Below are 22,250 nucleotides of genomic sequence, written 5' to 3'. Positions count from 1 at the left end.
CCTAGGCTCCCAGCAGGATCGACTGGAAGTCGGCGCCGTACTTCTGTTCCTCTGTCCCGTCGAGGGTGCGGAACACGTGCGCCTTCGCGAGGGTCGAGGCGTCAGGGAAGATCAGCTGGTTGTTCGCGAGCTCGGGGTCGATCGCCATCGCGGCTTCCTTCGCACCGGCGACGGGGGTGATGTAGTTCACGTACGCGGCGACCTCTGCGGCGACCTCTGGCTCGTAGTAGTAGTTGATCAGCTTTTCGACGTTCTTCTTGCGCGGGGACCCGATCGGAACGATGAAGTTGTCGTTCCAGAGCGTTCCGCCCTTCTCGGGCACGGCGAAGCCCCACTTGTCGCCGTTTTCGGCGTTGAGCTGCACGATGTCGCCCGACCAGACGATGGCGGCGAGGGTGTCCTCGTTGACGAGGTCTTCCTTGTAGGAGTTGCCCTTGATGTTGCGGACCTGGCCGTTGGCGACCTGCTTCTTGAACTCGTCGATCGCGGCGCCGAATTCGGAGTCGCCCCACTTCCCGGAGATATCGACGCCCTGGTCGAGCATGATCAGGCCCATCGTGTCCCGCATCTCGGAGAGGACGCCGATGCGGCCCTTGAGGCTCGGGTCCCACAGCTCGGAGACCGAGGTGAAGCCGTTGGGGAGCTTTTCCTTGTTCCAGGCGATCCCGGCGAAGCCGCCCTGCCACGGCACACTCATCGCGCGACCCGGGTCGAAGTCGACGTCCTTGAGGGACGGGAGCAGGTTGCTCAGGTTGGGGATGTTCGCGTGGTCGAGGCCCTGGGTGTAACCGAAGCGGATCAGCCGGCCCACCATCCAGTCGGTGAGGCACGCGACATCGGCGCCGATGTCTTTGCCGAGGGCGAGCTGGTCCTTGACCTTGCCGTAGTAGGTGTTGTTGTCGTCGACGGCTTCCGTGTACGCGACCTTGATGCCGGTTTCGGCGGTGAACGCCGCGAGCGTGGGGTAGCTGCCGGCGTCGTCTACATCGATGTAGAGCGCCCAGTTGTCCCAGCGGATGGTTTTGTCTGAATCGGAGACGTCGGCGGCCGCGGAGGGCTTGGCTGCTCCACCGGTGGAGCACGCAGCAAGGGCGAGGGCCGCGGCCCCGGCGCCCGCTCCGGCGAGCAGGGTGCGACGACCCAGGGTGGCATGCTGGGCCTGGCGGACGAGCTGGCGGATCATCGGGTCGGCGGGCAACGGCCTCGGCATCATGTCTGGGGTCTCCTTGCGTTTCAGCGAGCGAACACCCACACGACGACGGGTGAGTTGCTAGATACTCGCACAGCGCGGGCCGTTAGTCACGGCTGAGTGACCAAATCATCGATTACGTAACGCACTTGTCACGAAATCAGTGGTCTCGGCGTCGTTTGACACTCGAAATGGGCGCTTGCGCTGGTCGGGTGGCGCCCGAGGCCCGACCGGAATCACGCCGCACCGAAGGCCACCCTGCTGAGGTCGCCTTCGGGCGACAGGGACCAGAGATGGCCGCGGCCGGGTGCCAGGGGTGGCGGGAGATCCCGCCTGCGGGTCAGCATGCGGTAATCGGCGAGGGTGCAGCCGTCGAAGACGATGGGCGAATGAACCCGAAGCGCGGCCAGGAGCGACCAGTTGGCCTGCCAGGTCTCGGGATCCCCGATGAAGACGGTCGCCGCGCCATGCCGGGCCAGGACTGCCTCCGGTTTCGCCACACCGGCACCGGCGGTCAGCTCCACAACGTCCGGGTGCGCGGCATCCGCTCGAAGGTGAGCGGCCGAGCGGGCCGGGGACCCGCTCACGTGGATGATCGATGTGCCCGCTGCGAGAGCGAGTACGGTCGCGGTCGGGCGCGCGTCAGGGCCGGGGACTGCGCGGTCCGGTCTGCCGGCGACCGGGGATGCAGCCGTGTGCGGGACAGGAGATTGTGGAGCGAGCACCTGGATGCGCCGGCCACGCCAGTGTCCGCCGCCGGGAGGGAGGGTTGGGTCGAACTGGGCCGCCTGTCCCCCTGCGGCGAGGTGTTCGGCCCGGTCGGGCAGGCGCAGCAACAGGTGTTCCTGGCACAGCGCCGCCAGGTTCTGAAGCGGCCCGGTGAGGCGTTGCGCCGTGACCACGACGCGCAGTCCGACCGGCAGTCCGTCGCGAAGAAGGCTCGCGAGGCATTCGAGCGCCGCCTGCCGGTGGTCGGGCTCCCAGCGGGCGCAGACCGAATCGAAATCGTCGAGGAACAGGAGCCTCGAGCGGGCGCGGCGGTCCGGGCCTGCACCGGCCTGAGCGGTGCGAACCCGGCCCGCGCCTCCCCGGTCGATCCAGCGGCGCGCCTCGGTGAGGGCGTCCCAGACCGCTTCGACGTCGGGATTCGGCCAACCGACCCACGAGTGCGCGGCGCGTGCCTGGGACGCGAAAACGGCGAGCACCGAGGTCTTGCCGCTGCGCGCTCCGCCGAGGACGAACATGTTGCCGTCCCCTGGACCATACCGGGCCACGCCGTACCGTTGCCGGTCCGGCTCGTCGACCAGTCCGAAGCGGAATTCCGGTTCGCCGCCCGGGGTCCTGTCCGGCGCATGGAGCTCCGAATCGGGCCTGCCGAGGTCCGGAAGCCCCTCGAGGTCGGCGAGGTCGGCGAGGGCCACCACGGCGGGGAGCGGATCGAGCCACGGTCGGCGAGGGTGCCGGGGCGGCACGACGCCTCCGTCCCTGGCTGAGCCCGCGACCGCAGCCAGGGCCTCGATCTCCGCGCCCGAGGTGACGGCGACCTGGCAGGCCTCTGGGCCGCCATCCCCCAGCGCGATCAGGCAGCGACCGGGAACGGCGGCGGCGATGGCGGCCGCGGCATCTGTCCCGAGCACCGCCTGGCTATCCGCCGCGTTGTTGACGCGCAGGGAGATCCGGAGCGTGCAGTTGGCGAGCAGCGCGTCCCGTACGACTCCGGCGGGGCGCTGCGTGCACAGCACGAGGTGCACACCCAGCGAGCGTCCCCTGGCCGCAATATCGACGAAGAGCGCGTGCAGTTCCGGAAACGACGCGAGCATGGTCGCGAACTCGTCGACGACGATCACGAGCCGCGGCAACGCGGGCCTCTCCGGCGACGCCGGCCCGCCGAGCGAACGCCATTCGGCGAGATCCCTCGCACCCGCTGCGGCGAGCACCCGCTCGCGGTGACGAAGCTCCGCTGCGAGGCTCGCGAGGGCGCGCTCCGCCCGGTGCCCGTCGAGGTCGGTGACCAGCCCGACACAGTGCGGGAGAACAGCGAGCGGGCGGAACGCGGCACCGCCCTTGAAGTCGATGAGCAGGAAGGTGACCTCGTCCGGCGAGCGATCCGCGGCGATCTGGCTGACCCAGCTGACCAGCAGTTCGCTCTTGCCGCTCCCGGTGGTGCCGCCGACAACGGCGTGCGGACCCTGGCCGACGAGGTCGAGCGTGACCGGCCCGTCGGCGCCGATACCGATCGCGCACGCGAGACCGTCCCGGTCCGCCGCCACCGCGGCGAGCGGATGCCCGGTGATCGCGGCCAGCTCGGCGCGCGTCACCCGGGCGGGCAGCGAACGATGCCCACCGAGAAGACCCGCCGTTGCCGCACGCTCTCGGAGCAGCCGGGCGAAGCCGATCGCCTGTTCCCTCGTGACGAACTCAGGCCGGAAGTCCGGGCGCTGGGACGACCCCCGACGAGACCCCTGACCCGCGGAGCTCCCCGGGCTCCCGGGGCTCCCCGGGTGCTCGGATTCCGCAAGGAAGAGCACCTCGGCCTTCGTTGCACTGTGAAGACGCACGACCGTCGCGCAACCGGGCGGCACGTCGACGAGGTCCGTGGCCAGCAGCAGCCACGGCACCCGCCGGTGTCCCTGTCGCGGTTCGACGGTGGGAGCGTGGTTGCCTGCGACCGGCATGTCGGTGAACCGAAGCAGCACGACCTTCCGGGCTGCCTCCCCGGGGCCTCTGCGGTCCGCGGGCCCAACGGTCTCCGCGGGACCCGCGTCTGCCACGCCGCCCGCCCGGGTCGTGTGCGGCAGGGCCCCTGTCCACGCCCAGTCGTCGTCCGGTTGATCCGAAACGACCGGTTCCAGGGCGAAACGGTCGGGTGCCAGGGCGAATGCGAGCTGCACGAGCAGCGCCCGGGCGAACGCGCGCACGAGGGCGGTGGGCCCGACGAGCGCGACGCCGCCAGAGGCATCCGCTGTGACGGGTGCGTCCAGGAGCGTGGCGGCCCAGGCTCGCAGCTCCCGCTCCGAGCCGGTTCCCTCGAGACGGATACCGCTCGCCGTGCTACCCGATCCCAGCACCACGGGTACTGCGCCCCCGGCCCGGGATCTCCAGCGGGATGCCCGGTCCGGCGTCTCGAGGAGCTGTGCCGCCGACGGGGTCTCCTGCCGGTGCCGCAGCCGCAGCTCGGTGTGGCGCTCGGTGACCGCGTTCCGCAGCTCGGCGAGAGCCGCGGAGTGCGCGGCGGCATCGCGGCGGCGGGTGCGGCGTGCGGCTCGGCGCCCGTCGACCACGCTCGCCACGGCGATCACCGGGCCGAGCACGGCGAACACCAGCACGAACGCTGAACCGGTCACGAGCCAGATCACGCCGGCCGCCACGAGGGGTGCCAGCGAGGCGATCAGGGGAAACGCGGCGGGAGCGGGTTCCGTCGGGGACGCGGGCAGCGACAGCGGTTCGTCGGCGAGGAAGAAGTCGGTCACCCGGGTAGCAGAGCACCGGAACGCGATCAGGACAGGCGACCAACCGCATCCGTGCACCGGGGACCGGATGGCCCGGGTGGTGAGGAGCGTCGAGGACAGGCCGGAGAGGCCGGACTGGCCGGACGTCTCAGCTGACCTGGAAGTACTGGTCACCGATCTCGACGCGCGATCCGCGCGGCACGAGGTAGCGGCGGCCGGGCTCGCACCGCACCATCGTCGCGTCGGGGCGGCGGATGATGGTGCCGTTGCCGGAGAAGCGGTCGCTGACCCAGAGCTCGCCGTCATGTTGGCCGAACTCGAGGTGGGTCTTCGACACCGACATGCCAAGATCGATGATCTGCACAAGACGGTCGAAGTGCTCGCTCGGTTGCGGCATCGGCCGGCGTCCGATCAGGCCGGTGCCGCGCACTTCGAGGTCCTCCCCTGTGCTGAACTGCAGCACGAAGGCGCCGCCCGTTGTCGGGGCGCCACCGCCGGTGAGGGCGACGTGGGAACCGTGGGTGTGCGCGCCCTGTCGGGACGGACGCGTGGGGGTAACGGGGTGCAGGCGACGGCCCGGCGCGAACGGCGACGACGATTCGATCTCGGCTTCGGCTTCGGCTTCGGCTTCGGCTTCGGCTTCGGCTTCGGCTTCGGCTTCGGGTGCCGGAACGGCGACGGGCGGGCCGGACACTCCAGGCTCACCGAGCACGCCGGGACCGGCCGCAGCGGTGGTCACCGGAATCGAGACAACGGTCGGGCGGGTTCGCAGCGGCTGGATGATCGTCGTGTCGTTCGGACGCGGGTCGTGACGCTTGCGGGTCTTCGGGGTCGCCTTCGTCGAACTGCCGCACTCACCGCAGAACATGGCGCCCGCGCTCAGCGGTGCCCCGCAGATCAGGCAATTCACGAAACGACTCCTTCCTTTCGCCGGTCCCGGTCGGGTGTGGAAACCCGGTGCCCGCTCGGCGTGCCCCGATTCGCAGGTGGAACGGATGCCCTTCCAGCGTAGCGAGCGAACGAGCGCAGCGAAATGAGGGCTCGGAACCGGTCCCTGCGGGTGCGTCCCGCGGCGAGCGCGGACCGCAGGTCTTCGACCATTCTCCAGATCTGGTCAGCGACGCCGTCGCTCGGCCGTCCGGGCGCGAAAACAGCCCGGTCCACCGCGACCGCCACCGCAACAGGCGGCTCCCCGCCGACCGCCTCGGCCAGTTCGAGGCGGGTCGCGCCGACCGGCACATCGATGCCGAAGTCCGCCGCGGTGTCCGCGAATTCGCGCCAGCCGCCGCGCACCCGGTCGAGCGTTGAGCCCCTCCCGCGGCGGAGCCTGCGCCGACGGGCCTTCGCGAAGATCACGACGAGGAACGGGCCGGCGATGACGAGGGCGGCGAGCAGCGTCCAACCGGTGATCGTCAGCACGGTGACGAGCAGCGCCAGCAACGGCGACAGCGGTGCCGGCGGCGTCTCCGCGGCATCCTCCGGAGCGGCGGGATCCCGCTGCTCCGTCACACTCGGGACGAGCGGCGGCACGACGGTCTGCGGTCGCGAGACGATCTGGGGCCGGTCCGGCTGCTTCTCCGGCACGTCGCGCACGGCGGGAGTGGGGTCGATCGTCACCCAGCCCTCCGTTGCCGTCTGGACCTCGATCCAGGCGGAGACGTCGGCCCCGTGCACGATCACCGGCGTTTCCGACGCGTCGGCGGCTCCGAGCGCCTGGGGGCGAATCCCATGACGACCCTGGCCGGGAACCCCAGCCGCCGCGCCAACAGCGCGGCCGCGACGGCGTACTGTTCGGCGTCCCCGAGCATGGGCTCATCGGTGAAAAGCTGACTGATCCGGTCCAGACCGTGGCCAGACCGGCTCACCGGCTCGTCCTCACCGATGCCGTGACTCACGTAACCATTCGCCTTCAGCCCGTCCAGCATGGCCTGCAATTGCACGCCGGGCGGGTCCCCGGCGCGAACGTATCCCGCGAGCGCCCCTTCGACGGAGTCGGGTAGCGCTTCGAGGGCCGGGAGGGCGGCCGTGCCCGGCGTGAGCGTCGCGAGCGACCCGGGCACCCGTGGCACGACCGCGGTGGCCGTGTAGGTGTCGCCGGAAGCGAGCCCCCGAGGACGGCAGCGGTCCCCGTGCCGTCGTTGTAGTAGAACGCATCGGCCCGGGCCGTCCCGGTCTCCCCGCTGAAGCGGATGCGTTCGAGTTGCCCGGTACCCGGGACCCAGGCGCCCGCGTAATCGTCGATGGTCACGTCGATCGACGAGGGGTCGCCGGAGACCCCGCTCTGGTCGAGCCGGTCGGGCAGGCGGGTGAAGAAGTTCGCTGCGCCGTCGAGGGAATAGACGATTCCGTTGTAGGAATCGAGGGCCGCGAGTCGCAGCCGTCCCCCGGCCGGCAGGCCGGTCACCGACAGCATCACGGCATCGGACCGCCCGGGCTGCAGGTAACTGCGGAATTCGCTCAGCGGGCTCGGGTAATCATTCGGGTCGAAGGGCTGCTGCACGCGGGCCCGCACGACATCCCGGGGCACCTGCACAGGGAAGGCCACGGCCGCCGCGGTGCCGACCCCGATCGCGAGGGCGGCGATCAGCGCGGCCGAGAGCACCCCGCGGGCCGCGGTGAGCCGGCGACCGGCCCGCGATTCGCGGGTGCGCGCGGACTGCCGGGCACCGGAGAGGGCGAGGAGCGCCCGGCGGCGTGCCGCGCGTTGCCAGAGCAGCCAGAACAGCAGCACGACGAAGAGAGCGAGACCGGTCTCGATCGGCGCGAATCCGACGGTCGGTCCGACGCCGATCCCGGCGACGTAGAGCGCGATCGGACCGAGTGCGCCGAGCTCGCCGACCCGTGCCCTGAGGGCGATCGAGAGTCCGGCGACGGTGCTCGACAGGACGAGGATGAGGGCCGGAACCAACAGGGCCTGGTACGAGCCGACCGGGAGCACGATCGTGACGAGCTCCTTCCAGCTCAGTGCGGTCGCCGCGGCGAGGTCCCCGAGCCCGGCGAGGGTCGGCAGGACGCCCCCGGTCGCCTCGCCAGGGATCGCAAGCGGCACGCCGACCAGGAAATACACCGCGATCGTGACCAGCGAGACCAGCCACGCCCGCCAGCGGAACACCGTACCGAGGATCGCGATGCCCGAACCGAGCAACGCGGTGACGACGACGAGCACCACGAATTCGCGGTTCCCGTAGACCGGCCAGAGAGTCACGGCCGCGACCATCGTCGCGAGCAGCAGCGCGGCCGTGTTCCCGACGATGAAGGCGGCGGATGCGCGGGGCTTCACTCTCCCGGTCACGCGGCAACCCCCTTGGCGAGGCTGTGCTGCAGGTCTTCGAGGAAGCCGACGGTGAGAACGCTGAGCTCGGCGACGCGCCGGAGGCTCGGCACGGACTCTGTCGCGCAGACGACGGCCACGACTTCGACCCCGCCGGGGAAATGCGTCGCCGCTGCGCGCAGCTCGGCGAGGCTCACCGTTGAGCCGTACACGAGGAAGGCGACGGAAACACCGGCGACGGCATCCGCTGCGGACTGCGCGAGCGCGCCGAGCGGCAACGCGTCCGCCGTGCGATCCACTCGGCACAGGTCGTCGAGCAGGCGGGTGATCGTCAGGGTGCTGAGCCTTTCGGCGGCGGGACGCCGCTTCGTGCCTGCCCGGTTCGGCCGGTGCTGCACCTGATCCCGGCCGGCCGCACCCGTGCGGGCTGCGGCGGGTGCAACGGTGCTCGTGACGACGGACACCGTGCGTGCGTCGCGGATCGCCCGCACCCCGAGCGAACCGGCGACGCTCACGGCGAGTTCGAATTCCTCGTCGTCGGCGTAGTCGTCTGCGGCGAGGCTCAGTGCGACCAGAAGGTGGCTGCGCCGGGACTCCTCGTACTGGCGCACCATGAGGCGGCCGGTCTTCGCGGTGCTCTTCCAGTGGATGCTGCGCCGTTCATCCCCCGGCACGTATTCGCGCAGGGCATGGAAGGACATGTCGAGGTTGGTGAGGTCACGGGTGGGGTTTCCCTCGAGGTCACGGATGAACCCCGTGCTCATGCTCGGAATCGGGAGGGTGCGCGGGTGCACGAAGAGATCGACCCGTTCCGCCCAGACGAGTTCCCGGCGCACGAGGCCGACCGGGTCCGCGCGCACCGTCCGCACCGGCCCGATCGGGATGATCCCGCGCCGCACGGTCGGGACGATGAAGACGTCCTCGAAGCTTGCGCCCTTGGCGAGCCCGGGCATGGCGAACTCGGCGAGGCCGAGGCCGACGGGAACCTCGACCCCGACGCCAGGCAGCCGGCGGCCGGTCGGGTTGCGCACGATCAGTTCACCGGGAACCCGTTCCCCCACGACGACCCGGTCCACGGGAACCCTGAGCCGGATCTGGTACGCGGTCCGCCCGAACAGGAAGCCGAAGGAAGCGAGGACGAGCGCGAGTCCAGCCCAGCCGAGCACCACGAGTTCGGTCCAGCCAAGCAGGTAGCCGGTCGCGAGGGCGACGGCGGCGGATGCGAGCACGCTCCAGCCGAGGACCGTGACGACGGCAGTGGCGAGCCGCCAGGTCATCGTCAGCAGCGCACCGGTCGCCAGGACGGCACGGACCGAGCGCACGAGCAGCACGGCGAGACGACCGTCGGCGGTGTCCTCGCCGAGGCCGTTCGGACGTGCGCCGCCCAGATCGCTCACGCGGCCTGCCGGTCTCCCGGCGGAGGCGTCTCGATCAGGATGCGCGCAACGATGCTCGAGGGTGTGACACCGTCGAACTCGGCCTCCGGATCGAGCAGGAGCCGGTGCGCGAGGACCGCCTCTGCGAGCTGTTTCACGTCGTCGGGAATGACATAGTGCCGCCCGTTGGCCGCGGCGAGGGTCTTCGCTGTGCGGATGAGGGCAAGCGCCCCGCGCACGCTCGCGCCGAGGCGCACCTCGGTGGTCGTGCGCGTCGCGTCGATCAGGCGGGAGACGTAGTCGTTGATCGAGGGGTCGACGTGGACCGTCCTTGCGAGCGCGGCGAGTTCGACGACCGTCGCGGCAGAGACGACGGCGGGGATGACGACCGCGTGCGCACGCCGTCCGGCACCCTCGAGGATCCGGATCGTCGAGGCGTGGTCGGGATAGCCGATCGAGGCCTTCATGATGAACCGGTCGAGCTGGGCTTCCGGCAGCCGGTAGGTGCCCGCCTGCTCGATCGGGTTCTGGGTGGCGATCACCATGAACGGTTCGGCAACGGGGTGCGTCACCCCGTCCGCGGTGATCTGCTCCTCCTCCATCACCTCGAGCAGCGCCGCCTGGGTCTTCGGGCTCGCGCGGTTGATCTCGTCGGCGAGCACGATGTTCGCGAACACGGGACCGCGGTGGAATTCGAAGGCGCCGTTGCGCTGGTCATAGATGCTGACACCGGTGATGTCGCCGGGGAGCAGGTCCGGGGTGAACTGGATCCGGTTGCTGGTGCCCTGGACGCTCTGCGCGATCGCCCTGGCGAGGCTCGTCTTGCCGGTGCCAGGCACGTCTTCGAGCAGCAGGTGACCGCCGCTGAGCAGCGCGGTGAAAGCCATCCGGATGACGTGGTGCTTGCCGAGCAGCACCCGTTCGACCCCGGAGACAAGCCGTTCGAAGGCCTCGGCGAATTGCGCGGCCTCCCCTGCGGTCATCGTGGCGGCGGCCGCCTGCTCGGTCGAGTTCGTCGGGGCATTCATCGGGCCGGTCCTTGGGATAGTCATCTCAGCGTCTTTCGGGTCTTCATGGGAAAAGTCTCAACAGTTTCATCGATCTCATCGGTCGTAGTTGTACACCGGGTTGCCCGAGCCGAGCCCGAGGTCGACGGAAACAGCGAGGCGAGCCGTGCCTGCTGCTGCGGGAACGGCGAGAGTGCAGCTGGTGGGGCCACCTGCCACGGGCGCAGTGCCCGGGTCCGTCGGCACCGAACAGCTGTATCCGGTCGTGTATGCGCCGTTGTCCGGGCCGTTCGTCCAGCCGAAGGCGCCGGTTGCCGGGTCGTAGGCCAGGCCGGTCACGGCGAGGCTGACGGATGCCGCCGGTGCCGTCATCGTCGCAGACCAGGCCCCACAGGTGCCCCAGGTGGACGTGGTGTCACACGCGCGCACCTGGTAGCTGAACGGTGCGCCGAAGACCGTCGGGGTCAGCAGCTGGCGTGGCAGGGCGGTCGCGGTGAAGGTCGCGCTCGCGCCGGGGGTCCCCGTCGCGGCGTCGACGGACCGGACTTCATAGCCCGTGACGCCTGCGCCCGGGCTCACCGGCGTGATCTGCAGGTCGTATGCCGTGTCGTGCATCCCCATCGAGGCTCCCGGGTCGGTGACCGCGCCGGGAGTCGACTGCACCTGAACGGTGGTGACCTGGCTGTTGGTGCAGCCGGCCCTGTTGTATGCCCAGACCACGAAGGAGTACGACGCGGTGTCCGAGGTGAGTCCGGTGAAGTCGACGCTCGTGGCGCCTGCTCCGAGGTTCCTGAGCTCGGCGACGTTCGCGCCGGTGTGGGGAACGACGACGGTGCCGGGGGCCGGGGAAGTGACCGTGCACGCCTGGTTCCCCGTCGGCACCGTTCCGTTCGTGAGGCGTTGCACGAAGTATCCGCCCACGGGGTCGCCGGAACCGGAGAAGGTATCCCAGGCGACGTGGACGGTGCCGGCGGCACCGGCCGATGCGGAGACCGCGCCGGCCGTCGGCGCACCGTAAGGCGTGCCCTGGGTCGAAGCGGATGTCCACGCTGAGAGGGCGGGATATGACTCGTTGCGGGCGCTCACGCTCACCGGAACGAACGCGCCGTTGGCGAGGCCGTTCACCGTGAGCGAGCACCGGGTGGCCCCGCAGCCAGGACCCGTCGCGTTCACGGCGGGCTGGGCCGTGCCGTTGACGGTGACCAGGTAGTCCGTAATCGGGGAACCCGCACCATTCGGAACGGGTGCCCAGCTGATCGTCAAGCCGCCGTTGAGCGGCGCGGCCTCGAGATTTCCGGGCGCCGACGGCACGACATCGGACCAGACGGTGTCGGCGAGGGCGGTCGTCGCGCCGAGGCCGAGGCCGTTGCGCGCTGCGACAGAGACGCGGACAGCGTTGGCCCGCCCGTTGCCGCCGGTCGGGACCGTGCACGAGGTCGCCTGGCAGGTGGTGGTGCTGATCGCTGCGCCCGTCATGGCATTCACGAGGGTGATCTCGTAGCCGGTGACGGCGGAGTTGTTGGCGGCGCCGGGGTTGAAGGCGACCGCGAGACGGGTGTCCGAGAACCCGGTCACGGAGAGGCTCGTCACCGGGTCCGGCCGGTCCTGAACCGAGATCCGCACGGTGCCCCAGGCGTACCGGTTCGGGTCGTTCGTCGCGTCGGCGACCTCGTACTCGAGGTTCGTGTCCGCCGCATCGGCGTTCGCTGCGACCTGCACGCTGAGTGTGCTGTTGTCGGCGCTCGGGGTGATCCTGACCCCGGCAGGGATCCCGGCACCGCCGAGTCCGCGCACGGCGACGACCCGGAGCGGGACCTGTGGGAACGGGTTGGCCGCGCCGTCGTTGGCGAGCACGTCGACGACGGTCGTCTGGCCGCGGGGGCGATCGCGACATCCGCCGCCGGGATGGCGAGCGGCCGGGTGGACGCGACGACACTCATCTCGATGCGCCCGGCCCGACCGGGCGTACCGCCGGCCGAGACGCCGATCGTGATGGACCCGTGGCCGCCCTGCCCACCCGAGGCCGGCAGCGTCGTGGTCCTGGCGTGCAGTGTCAGCTGCTGGCCATCGAGGGAGTAGTCGAATCCGACCGGTTTCGGGTCGAGCACCGAGTACACGAGGGAGGCCTGGTCGTTCGGGTACGGGTAGGACGTCAGTTTGGACAGGTCGATGACCTTGGTCTGGTCGGGTTCGAAGTCGAGTACGGCGCCGTCGAAGGCCGGCGGCTGGTTCGCCTGCGGCGTCACCGTGATCGGGAGAACGATCGTGGCCGTGTGGCCATTCGGGTCTCCTGCGCCGGTGCCGTCCGTGACGACGAACGACACCGAGGCCGGACCGTAGTACTGGTCCGCGCTCGTGAAGGCGATGCTCGTGTCCGAGGTGGCGAGGTCTGCACCGTTGGACCGGGTGGCGTGCACGAGGCTCCGGTCGGTGAGACGCACCTGCTTGCCGCCGACGGCGACGACGTAGTCGTTGATCGGGATGGTGAGGTTGGCGCCGCTCGCGACGGTGAGCGCGGGAACGCCCTTCCGCAGTTGCGGCAGGGCGTCGGTGTACCCCGGCACCCAGATGAACGCGAGGGCGGTGATGCTCGCGTCGTCGGGGTTCGCGACCTGGAACGGGATGATCTGGCTCGTGGCGTGCACGGTCACCCGGACGCGCTTGGCGTCTGTGACCCTCGCGGAGTCTGCCCAGGACTCGGGGACGCTCAGCGCCAGGCCGCGGGCCGGCCCGTCGGCGAAGGTCACGTTGGCGAGAACGTCGACGTCGACGGTGCCGCCCGCGAGCACGTCGGAGAGGGTCAGGTGGGTGTCCCTGGCCTCTGGCCTGGCACGCGGGGCATCCGCACGCACGACGACGGTGAGGAATGTCGAGCTGGTGCCGCCGCGCTCGTTGCTGATCTCGTAGATGAAGCCGAACCGGCCGGGTGTCGCGGGAGCCGTGACCGCGATGGTGTCCCCGGCGATCATGGCCGTGCCGTGGTCGGCCGCGAGGTCGGCAGGGGTGCCGCTCGGTTCGACGGCGCTGATCGTGAGCCGGCCGCCGTCGGGGTCCGAGTCGTTGGCGAGCACGTGAACGGAGACGGTGCTTCTTGGACGCACCACGACGTCGTCGGGGGCCGCGACAGGGTTGCGGGCGCCGTCGAGGCGCGGGCTGATCCCGATCCGCACGGTGCCGATCGCCCGAGCGCCGAGGGCGTCGACGACGGCGTAGCTGAACGTGTCGGTTCCCGCGGAGTATTCCCCGGCCTGGTACCGGAACGTGTCCGTTCCGTCCGCGGTGACGGATCCCTTCTCCGGGTTGGTCTCCTGGCCGACGAGCTGGACCGAGTCGCCGTCAGGGTCGATCCCGGTCAGCGGGATCGACACTTCGACGGTGCCGCCGGAGAGCACCCGCGCGGTCACCGTCTTCGGGACAGGCGGATTGTTGGTGCTCGGGTCGGCTTCGCGCACCGAGATGCGCACCTCCGCGTTGGCATACTGGCCGTCGGGGGCGTTCACCCGGTACACCGCGGTATACGTGCCGGGGGTGGTCGGCGCAAGGTAACGCAGCACGGTGCCCGCGGCGAAGAGCAGGCCCGCGCCCTGGGACAGGCCGGAGGCGAGGACGGGGTCCAGGGTCAGCGAGTCGCCGTCCGGCTGTTCGTCGTTCGCGAGGACCGGGATGTCGATGGTGTCGCCGACCCGGACGGTCGCGGTGTCCGCAACGGCGATCGGGGCCTGTTTCTGACCGAGCGCGGGGATTTCGACGACGGTGACGGTACCGTCGGCATCGGCGAGCCCGTTGCTGATCCGGTACCCGAAACTGAGCCCGCCGTCCGGCAGCGGACGGGTCAGGGTGACCCGGAGGATCCGCTGGTCGAGGATCTCGATCCGAATGCCGCTGGACGCCGGCACGTTCATCGTCCCTGTGATCAGCAGCACCCCGTTCGCAGGGTCGAAGTCGCTCGCGAGCACGTCGACGAGGGTGGCCTGCTGGCCTCGGATGAAGGCCGTGTGGGGAACGGTGACGGGGGTGCTGTTGGCGTCGGCGGCGGGAGCGACGTCGACGCGCACCCTTCCCGTCGCGGTGAGCTGCCCGTCGGTGACCGAGTACTCGATCTCGTGGACCCCCGGGGTGCTGCTCAGGAACCGGAACGCACCGGAGGCGAAGTCGGGGGTGATCGTGGCATCCGGCTTGGCGGGGACGCTCGAAAGCCGCAGCGGCGCCGACCCGCCGCGGGCGTGGTCGAGCGGGGACACCGAGACTTCGGCCCCCGCAGTCGCGAGCACGATGAAGGAGTCAGCGACGATCGGCACGGCGCCGCTCGCGCGCACGGAGACGGTCAGCGAGCCCGTGCCGAGCAGGCGGCCGTCGGAGACGCTCAGGCCGACCCGTTTGTCATCGGCGTTCGTGCCGGCATCCGTGAAGACGACGGCGCCTGCGGGGGTGAAGCTCAGCAGGTCGGGGCCCGCGGCGGACGCTGAGGCGAGGTAGACCGGGTCGCCGTCGGGGTCGATCCAGTCGCCGAGCACCTGGCTTGTCACCCGGCCGCCGGCACGCACGGTCGCGTGGGTGGTTCGCACCTGCTGGGGAGCGGAGTTCTCCCCCGGCGCCCTGAGAGTGACGGTGACGGTTGCGGATGCGCTCCCGCCACGGCCGTCGTTGATCGTGTAGCCGAAGCGAAGCTGACCGGTTGCCGCCTCCGCGACGGTGAGCTGCACCTGCTGGTTGTTGCCGACGAGGTCGAGCCGGCCGTCGGTCGCGTCGATCGGTGTGACCGATTCGATCACGAGCACGTCCCCGTTCGGATCGGAGTCGTTGAGGAGCACGGGGAGGGTCACGATCCGGCCGGGCCGGGCTCCGAAGGAGTCGTCCACGGCGACGGGAGGGGCCTGCACCTTGTCGTAGACCGGAGGGGTGTCATCGCCGTTGGTCTCGATGCGCTGGGTGTCCGGGGTCGTGTCGATCAGGTCGGCCCAGTTGTCGATCAGCTGGTTGTCGCGCTGGACCGCCCAGGTCGAACCGTTGTGCGCATCGTTCAGCACGAGCCCGGTGCCGTTGCGCCGGAAGGCGAGCCTGGCGTTGTCGTTGAGCCCGGTGAGTGTCGTCGTCGTGCCGGACTGCGTTCCACGGGAGCCTCCGGACGCTCCCGACGCCGAGCCGCCGGACCCGGCGTCGCCGCAGTCGCGCCAGGCCGTGCCATCCGACCAGGCGGCATAGGCGCACTGTCCGGCGGTGTCCGGGGCCGCCGCTGTGCCGTTCCGGCCGCTGACGAGCACGGTCGGAGCGCCGCCGGAGAGGGGGACGGCGACGAGTCCCTGCTCGTGAGCGATCAGCACGCGGGAGCCGGAGAGACTCGGCTGCTGCAGGGCGGGGGCGCCGCCGTCGGCGATCAACCCGGACAGGTCGACGTCCCTGCCATCGAGGAACAGGTGCCGCGAGGTCGCGTTGAACAGCGCCCAGGCGCCGTTCACGCTCGTCAGCTGATAATCGTCGCCCGGCGATCCTGCGCTGAGCGTCTGGCTCGAGGTGACCGTTCCGCTTCCGGAGGGTGCCTGGGCGAGGGCGCCCGTCGCGGGCGTGAACGAGACCAGGGTTCCGGTGTCGTCGACGCTCACGACCGAGCCGGCGCCGAGGGAGAGCGTCGGCGGGGTTGCCGTGTCGAAGCTCGCGAGCCGGCTCGTCGGGGTCTCCCAGACCTCGCCGTTCGAGGCGATCAGGGTGCGGGTGCCGGCGAGGAACACGGCGGGCGCCCGGGGCGGCAGTGCAACGCTGCGCACGATCGTTGCCGTGGCCGGGTCGAGGATGTCGAGGGAGCTGTTGCCGGTGTCGAGCACGAGGACCGTCGCTCCGGACTGGAGCACGTCGAGATTGGAACTCTCGCTCGTCACGACCGTGTTGAGTTCCATGACCGCCGTGTTCGCCCGGCCGACAGCCTGGCGGGTCTCGTTGGTGACCCAGACGGCGGCATCGCCGAGGTCAAGACGCTGGGCGGTGTACCCGCCGGACACGACAGCGGTCGTCACGACGAGGGCCAGGACGAGCGTTCCGCCGAGGGCCGTCGCCCACGCCGAGCGGTGCGCAGCGAACTGGCGGGAGACCCAGAGACGGATCACGAAGCGTCGCCGCCTCTGGTCAGGTCACCGTGCGTGCTTCCGGTCACGGACCCCCGGCGTCGACGCACTTCTCGCCGCTCGCGCCCCCGGTGCGCCCGTCCCGGTTCACGGCGACGCTTGCGCAGACCCTGGCCTGTCCGTGCGGGTCGACGCTGAACTCGGTGCCCTTCTGGATGCTGCTCTCACCGGTGCGGAGTGTGATCACGTAGCTGTCCCCCGGGCGATGCCCGGGTCAGCCCAGTCGAACACGACCATGCCGTCCCGCAGCTCCCCGGAGACATTACTCACGGTCGGCAGTCCTGGCGTCGACTGGTGCGAGAGCGCCGACGCCGTAACGACGGCGAGAACGACGATGACGACGGATGCCGCGACGAGCGCCCAGACGAGCACCGAACGCCGCCAGCCCCCCGACACCGAGCCCCTGGCTGTGCCGCGGGACCTGCCCCTGGCCGTGCCCGCGCTGCCCGCAGTCCCCGCCGAACCGTCGAAACCAGAGGGGCTGCGCGCGCCGGAGGTGTCGGCGAGCGCGCCGGCCGCCGAACGGCGCCCTCGTGGCGCCTGATGCACCCGGCGGCGGCGCGGCTCCTGATACGCATTGATCGAATTCACGGCCGAGATGCGGGTGCGGTCGTCGTCGTCGACGCCGTTCTCAGCGGCCCAGTTCTCGTCGGCGACCTCGAGCCGGGTGGGGAGGAGGCCCAGTTCGGCCTCGACGGACTGCAGCTCCCTGATGAGCTCGAGCATGCTGCCCTGGCGCGACTCCGGACGCCGGGACATCGCGCGCTGGAGGATGAGCTCGAGCCTGCCCGGGACATCCGCCCGGCCGATCGCCGGGACCCTGGCCTTGTTGATGCGGGAGATGAGTTGGGCAGAGCTGTTCTCGGCACCGGGAATCTCGAACGGCGAATGACCGGCGAGGAACGAGTACAGGGTGGCGCCGAGGGACCAGACCTCGGAGGCGACGGAGCCGGAGACCTCGTCGAGGAGGACTTCCGGAGCGGACCAGGGGATGGACAGCCCGACCGCTTCGACGTTTCTGGCCTCGCTCACCGTGGCCGCGATGCCGAAGTCGCCGAGAACGGCATGCCCGTAGCGGGTGACGAGGATGTTCGAGGGCTTGAGGTCCCGGTGCAGCATGCCGGCCTGGTGCGCGGCCTGGACGGCGTTCGCGATGGTGATGCCGACCTGGAGCATTTCAGGGACGCCGAGAGGCTCTGTGCGGTAGCGCTGGCTGAGCGCGGGAGAGCACTGTTCCATCACGAGGTATGGGCGTCCGTCGGCCGAGACGCCGGCCTGGAAAACGGTCAGGATCGACGGGTGCGAGCTCAGCGAGGCCATCAGGTTGGCCTCGGCCTGGAACAGCTGCCGGACCTGGTCGTTGACGACCTCGGCGAGGAGCACCTTGACCGCGACCTCGTCGGCGCGGAAGGTCCTGCTGGTAGAGGAAGACGTCGGCGAAGCCTCCGGAGCCGAGCACCCGGAGGTAGGAGAACCCCGGCAGGTTCGGGGGCGTCGACGGTAATCGTCGCTGCATCGCGGCCTCCCCGTCTCGCTCTCGCCAATGGTCCCTGGACTGGTCCGTGAACGCGCATCGAACGGGTATCACGACTGGCGTCACTCAAGTTTAGGCAGTTGCCCCGCACGTGTCCGGGATAGTGCTCCCCCAACTCAGGGGGTGTCGAAATCAGTGCGTGTCGAGATGGCCGATGTCGAGCGGGCCGGTGTCGGCGTCCTGCGAGGCGGACGGGCCGCCGGTTCCCATGTCCTCTTCACGGTCTTCGCTGTCTTCGCTGTCTTCGATATCGAGGACGTCGAGGACGATCACCGTCACGTTGTCACGACCGCCGTTCTCGAGCGCGGCCTCGACGAGCGCCTTCGCGGCGTCGTCCGGGTCCGGGTTCGAGATCAGGAAATGCCGGATGCCGTATGCGGTGAGTTCCTTGGTCAACCCGTCAGAGCAGATCAGGAGGCGCATCCCCGGGTGCACAGGCAGCACACGGTAGTCGGGGATCGGCGCCTCGTGGAACCCGACGGCGCGGGTGATGATATTGCCGTGCGGGTGGACATCCGCTTCGTCGCGGGTGATCCGGCCGGCGTCGACGAGTTCCTGCACGACGGAATGGTCGATGGTGATCTGTTCGAGCACACCGGAGGTGAGCAGGTAGACCCGGGAGTCGCCGATGTTGAAGACGACCCACTGGGGAGCGCCGGACACGAGGGTGAGTGCGGCTCCCGTCACGGTGGTCCCGGTGCCGAGGTCGGTCACGCCGACACCGGACGCCATGTCCGTGACCGCGAGGCCGAGTGCCGCGTTGATGGCCGCATTCTGCGGCGAGTCCCGCCCGGCAAGTTCGGCGAGCCGGTGCACGACGGCCGCGCTCGCGACGTCGCCGGCGGAATGCCCGCCCATGCCGTCTGCGACCGCGAATATGGGCGGCGCGGATATCAGGCTGTCTTCATTGACTTCGCGGCGATGCCCGGTGTCGGTGAGTGCGGCCCACGCGAGCGAGACCGTCTTCTTCACCGAGGGGAAAGCGACCTCGAATCCGCCTGAGCCTTGACCAATCTGGGTCACGGGTGGTGCCTTCCACGATGTGCTGGGAAATACGGAGCCGACTCGGTGCCGCTCGCCGGGATGATCTCGATGATGTTATCGTCCCCGATGTCTATTCTCGTACCAGGAGGCACAGTTCGGGAATCGCCGGGACGGAGCCGCTCCCTGCGCCCGTCCGCGGAGACCACGATGGTGCCGTTCCGGGAGCCCGCGTCAGTGACGACGATGACGTCCCCCACCTGCCGGATGTCGACGTGGGTCGCGGACACGAGCGAGCCGGCAGAGATGACGGCCACGAGAGTGATGCCCGGCCCGACGGGGATGCGCGGCTGTGCAGGGCGCCTGCCCAGCCGATATGGACGGTCGAGAGGGAACTCACGGCCGTCGGACAGCCGGAACCGGGCGAGTGGCGGACGGAGGGCTGCGCCGGTCGCGGTGTCCTCGGTGTCCTCGGTGTCATCGGTGTCCTCGGTGTCCTCGGTGTCCTCGGTCTCCTCGGTGTCCTCGAGCTGGCGGATCACGGTGTCACCGGCCCCGCGGATCACCGTGTCGTCCGGCCTGCGGATCACCGTGTCGTCCACCCCGCGGATCACCGTGTCGTCCGGCCTGCGGATCACCGTGTCATTCGGCAGGCGCATCGCGGTGTCGTCCGTATCTGCCGCCAGGCCGCCTGGCGACCAGCGCGCCGTCCGGCCGACCACTGTGCCCTGTTCGTTCCCGGTTCCGCTTCCAGCGGGTACGGCGGCGGGTGCCGCCGTGTCCGGGGAACCGATCACGACGACGGTCACTGCGGAGAAATCGGCGAGGTTCCAGGGCCGGATGCCCTGGTCGGTGAAGCGTCGTGATCCGCCGACCGAAAACACGTCGACGGCGATCTGTCCGCGCACGACGACGGTCACGGCGGACTCATCCGCTGCTGCACGGATCACGAGCGCGAAGGACTCGAGTGCATCGGAGCCACCGAGCGGCAACAGTCCGACGAGGGCCTCTGCCGAGACGCTGGCGTCTCCGGCCCTGCTCGAGAGCGCCGTGACGAGGCCACGGGGCGCGTCGGTTGGGACCGCGGCGACGAAGGAGCGGCCGGCCACGAACATCCACTCTGGGTCCATGGGACTCCCTTCGTCCTCGTAGGATCTTCACCGTATCCCGAGTACGCGGATCCGCCGTGCGGCGCGGGGAGACCCCACGCACCGGCAAAACCCTCCGAGATATGGAATCCGCAGCATTTGCCGTAAAAAGCTGCGGAATCGCTTGCCGGGGCAGGGTCTCGCTGGCATAATCGCTGGATGGTCGCAAACGGACGTACCACGCCGGGCAAGCCGGTACCCCTCGATGACGTCTCGAAGAAAATCATCGAGCAGCTGCAGGTCGACGGGCGCCGGTCGTACGCGGAGATCGGCAAGGCCGTCGGACTCAGCGAGGCCGCCGTGCGCCAGCGGGTGCAGAAGCTCACGGATGGCGGGGTCATGCAGGTCGTGGCCGTCACCGACCCGATGCAGCTCGGTTTCTTCCGCCAGGCCATGATCGGCATCCGTGCCTCGGGAGACACCCGGATACTGGCGGAACTGCTCGCCGCGATGCCGGCCGTTGACTACGTCGTGCTGACAGCAGGCTCCTTCGACATCCTCGTCGAGGTCGTCTGCGAGGACGACGATGAACTCCTCGACCTGCTCAACTCCCAGATCCGCAACCTCGACGGGGTCAGGTCCACTGAAACATTCGTCTATCTCAAACTCCACAAACAGTTCTACAACTGGGGAACACGGTAAAAAATGACACTCTCAGAACCCTTGCTCGAATCCGTTCCCGCTTCGCCCGCGGTCGTCAGCGCTGACGCGACCGGTGCGGATGCCGCCGCTACGCCGGAGGATACCGGGCCCACCGTCTACACGGACGCCGAGAACGCGGCCATGCAGCAGAAGGCCAAGGACCACCTCTGGATGCATTTCTCACGCCAGTCGGTCGTCGAATCCGGCGCGGGCGTTCCGATCATCACGAAGGGCCTCGGACACCACATCTGGGACTCGAACGGAAAGAAGTACATCGACGGCCTGAGCGGCCTCTTCACGGTCAATGCCGGGCACGGGCGCAAGCGCCTCGCCCAGGCGGCCGCCAAGCAGGCGGAGGAACTCGCGTTCTTCCCGATCTGGTCGTACGCGCACCCGAACGCGATCGAGCTGGCCGACCGGCTCGCTTCGTTCGCTCCCGGCGACCTCAACCGCGTCTTCTATTCGACAGGTGGCGGCGAGGCCGTCGAGACCGCGTTCAAGCTCGCCAAGTACTACTGGAAGCTTCAGGGCCGCCCGACCAAGCACAAGGTCATCTCCCGCAATGTCGCCTATCACGGCACGCCGCAGGGAGCCCTCGCGATCACGGGTATCCCCGCGATGAAGGAAATGTTCGAACCGGTCACCCCAGGTGGCCTCCGGGTGCCCAACACGAACTTCTACCGGGCGGACGAGATGGGCTCCGGCTTCGGCGACGACATCGAGAAGTTCGGCCTCTGGGCAGCGAACCGGATCGAGGAGATGATCCAGTTCGAGGGGCCTGAGACGGTCGCGGCCGTGTTCCTCGAGCCCGTGCAGAACTCCGGCGGATGCTTCCCGCCGCCCCCGGCTACTTCAAGCGCGTGCGCGAGATCTGCGACAAGTACGACGTGCTCCTCGTCGCCGACGAGGTCATCACCGCGTTCGGCCGGATCGGGAACATGTTCGCCTCGACGACCTTCGGCATCGAACCGGACATGATCACCTGCGCGAAGGGCATGACGAGCGGTTACTCGCCGATCGGCGCGACGATCGTCTCCGACCGCATCTACGAGCCGTTCAAGCACGGCGACACGACGTTCTATCACGGCTATACCTTCGGCGGGCACCCGGTCTCCTCCGCGGTCGCGCTCGCTAACCTCGACATCTTCGAGGAAGAAGGGCTCAACGAGAACGTCCGCACGAACTCGCCGATCTTCCGCGCCGAGCTCGAGAAGCTGCTCGCGCTGCCGATCGTCGGCGACGTGCGCGGCGAGGGCTACTTCTTCGGGATCGAACTCGTCAAGGACAAGGGCACGAAGGAGACGTTCAGCGACGAGGAATCCGAACGCCTGCTTCGCGGCTACCTGTCCAAGGCGCTCTACTCCGCCGGGCTGTACTGCCGCGCCGACGACCGCGGCGACCCCGTCGTGCAGCTCGCTCCCCCGCTGACCATCGGTCCGTCCGAGTTCCGCGAGATCGGCGACATCCTCTACGGTGTGCTCGCGGAGGCCCCGAAGTACCTGTAGGAGTCGCGGGCAGGACACCGAGCGCTGGGGTT

The 22,250-nt window shown here is 69.7% G+C and carries 14 protein-coding genes and 1 pseudogene; 2 read left to right on the top strand and 13 right to left on the bottom strand.

Going from position 1 to position 22,250, the window contains the following annotated elements; translation table 11 throughout:
• Window position 1: 1 nt before the first annotated feature.
• From RGU41_RS02265 to RGU41_RS02205, 13 genes are all read right to left on the bottom strand, one after another.
• The gene (locus tag RGU41_RS02265) at window positions 2-1,213 is read right to left on the bottom strand and encodes an ABC transporter substrate-binding protein (protein WP_134445876.1); all 1,212 of its coding nucleotides are present in this window, start codon (window positions 1,211-1,213) and stop codon (window positions 2-4) included.
• 212 nt (window positions 1,214-1,425) lie between these two features.
• Window positions 1,426-4,812, bottom strand: a complete 3,387-nt coding sequence (locus tag RGU41_RS02260; RefSeq protein WP_322135417.1) for an FtsK/SpoIIIE domain-containing protein — start codon at window positions 4,810-4,812, stop codon at window positions 1,426-1,428.
• Window positions 4,787-5,548: a hypothetical protein gene (locus tag RGU41_RS02255; RefSeq protein ID WP_322135416.1), complete on the bottom strand. Its 762-nt coding sequence runs from the start codon at window positions 5,546-5,548 to the stop codon at window positions 4,787-4,789. Before RGU41_RS02255 ends, RGU41_RS02260 begins: the two co-directional genes overlap by 26 nt.
• A complete protein-coding gene (locus tag RGU41_RS02250) occupies window positions 5,545-6,318 on the bottom strand; it encodes a hypothetical protein (RefSeq protein ID WP_322135415.1) in 774 nt (257 codons plus the stop codon). Before RGU41_RS02250 ends, RGU41_RS02255 begins: the two co-directional genes overlap by 4 nt.
• A complete protein-coding gene (locus tag RGU41_RS02245; protein WP_322135414.1) occupies window positions 6,315-6,533 on the bottom strand; it encodes a transglutaminase domain-containing protein in 219 nt (72 codons plus the stop codon). The genes RGU41_RS02250 and RGU41_RS02245 overlap by 4 nt, the downstream gene beginning before the upstream one ends.
• A 14-nt stretch (window positions 6,534-6,547) precedes the next feature.
• On the bottom strand, window positions 6,548-7,930 hold the full coding sequence (locus RGU41_RS02240; protein ID WP_322135413.1) for a hypothetical protein: 1,383 nt from the start codon (window positions 7,928-7,930) through the stop codon (window positions 6,548-6,550).
• Entirely contained in the window at window positions 7,927-9,306 is a 1,380-nt protein-coding gene (locus tag RGU41_RS02235; protein WP_322135412.1) for a DUF58 domain-containing protein, read from the bottom strand. The genes RGU41_RS02240 and RGU41_RS02235 overlap by 4 nt, the downstream gene beginning before the upstream one ends.
• The gene (locus tag RGU41_RS02230) at window positions 9,303-10,313 is read right to left on the bottom strand and encodes a MoxR family ATPase (protein ID WP_322135411.1); all 1,011 of its coding nucleotides are present in this window, start codon (window positions 10,311-10,313) and stop codon (window positions 9,303-9,305) included. Before RGU41_RS02230 ends, RGU41_RS02235 begins: the two co-directional genes overlap by 4 nt.
• Before the next feature lie 1,565 nt (window positions 10,314-11,878).
• On the bottom strand, window positions 11,879-16,390 hold the full coding sequence (locus RGU41_RS02225) for an Ig-like domain-containing protein (protein ID WP_322135410.1): 4,512 nt from the start codon (window positions 16,388-16,390) through the stop codon (window positions 11,879-11,881).
• A 43-nt stretch (window positions 16,391-16,433) separates the two neighbouring features.
• Window positions 16,434-16,595 (bottom strand): hypothetical protein, encoded by a 162-nt coding sequence (locus RGU41_RS02220; protein WP_322135409.1) that lies wholly within the window; start codon window positions 16,593-16,595, stop codon window positions 16,434-16,436.
• A complete protein-coding gene (locus RGU41_RS02215) occupies window positions 16,592-17,791 on the bottom strand; it encodes a serine/threonine-protein kinase (RefSeq protein ID WP_322135408.1) in 1,200 nt (399 codons plus the stop codon). Before RGU41_RS02215 ends, RGU41_RS02220 begins: the two co-directional genes overlap by 4 nt.
• Before the next feature lie 283 nt (window positions 17,792-18,074).
• Entirely contained in the window at window positions 18,075-18,965 is an 891-nt protein-coding gene (locus tag RGU41_RS02210) for a PP2C family protein-serine/threonine phosphatase (RefSeq protein ID WP_322135407.1), read from the bottom strand.
• A complete protein-coding gene (locus RGU41_RS02205; RefSeq protein ID WP_322135406.1) occupies window positions 18,962-20,053 on the bottom strand; it encodes an FHA domain-containing protein in 1,092 nt (363 codons plus the stop codon). The genes RGU41_RS02210 and RGU41_RS02205 overlap by 4 nt, the downstream gene beginning before the upstream one ends.
• A gap of 177 nt (window positions 20,054-20,230) precedes the next feature.
• Here RGU41_RS02205 and RGU41_RS02200 point away from each other — a divergent pair, with 177 nt between their 5' ends.
• The gene (locus tag RGU41_RS02200) at window positions 20,231-20,713 is read left to right on the top strand and encodes an Lrp/AsnC family transcriptional regulator (protein ID WP_134445884.1); all 483 of its coding nucleotides are present in this window, start codon (window positions 20,231-20,233) and stop codon (window positions 20,711-20,713) included.
• A gap of 141 nt (window positions 20,714-20,854) precedes the next feature.
• A pseudogene (locus tag RGU41_RS02195) lies at window positions 20,855-22,218 on the top strand (aspartate aminotransferase family protein).
• The last annotated feature ends 32 nt before the right edge of the window (window positions 22,219-22,250 follow it).

The organism is Cryobacterium sp. 10C3, assembly GCF_034314285.1.
GTDB classification, from domain to species: Bacteria; Actinomycetota; Actinomycetes; order Actinomycetales; family Microbacteriaceae; genus Cryobacterium; species Cryobacterium glucosi.
Note: the sequence above shows the minus strand (reverse complement) of the source record. Positions and strands in the feature narration are given on the sequence as shown.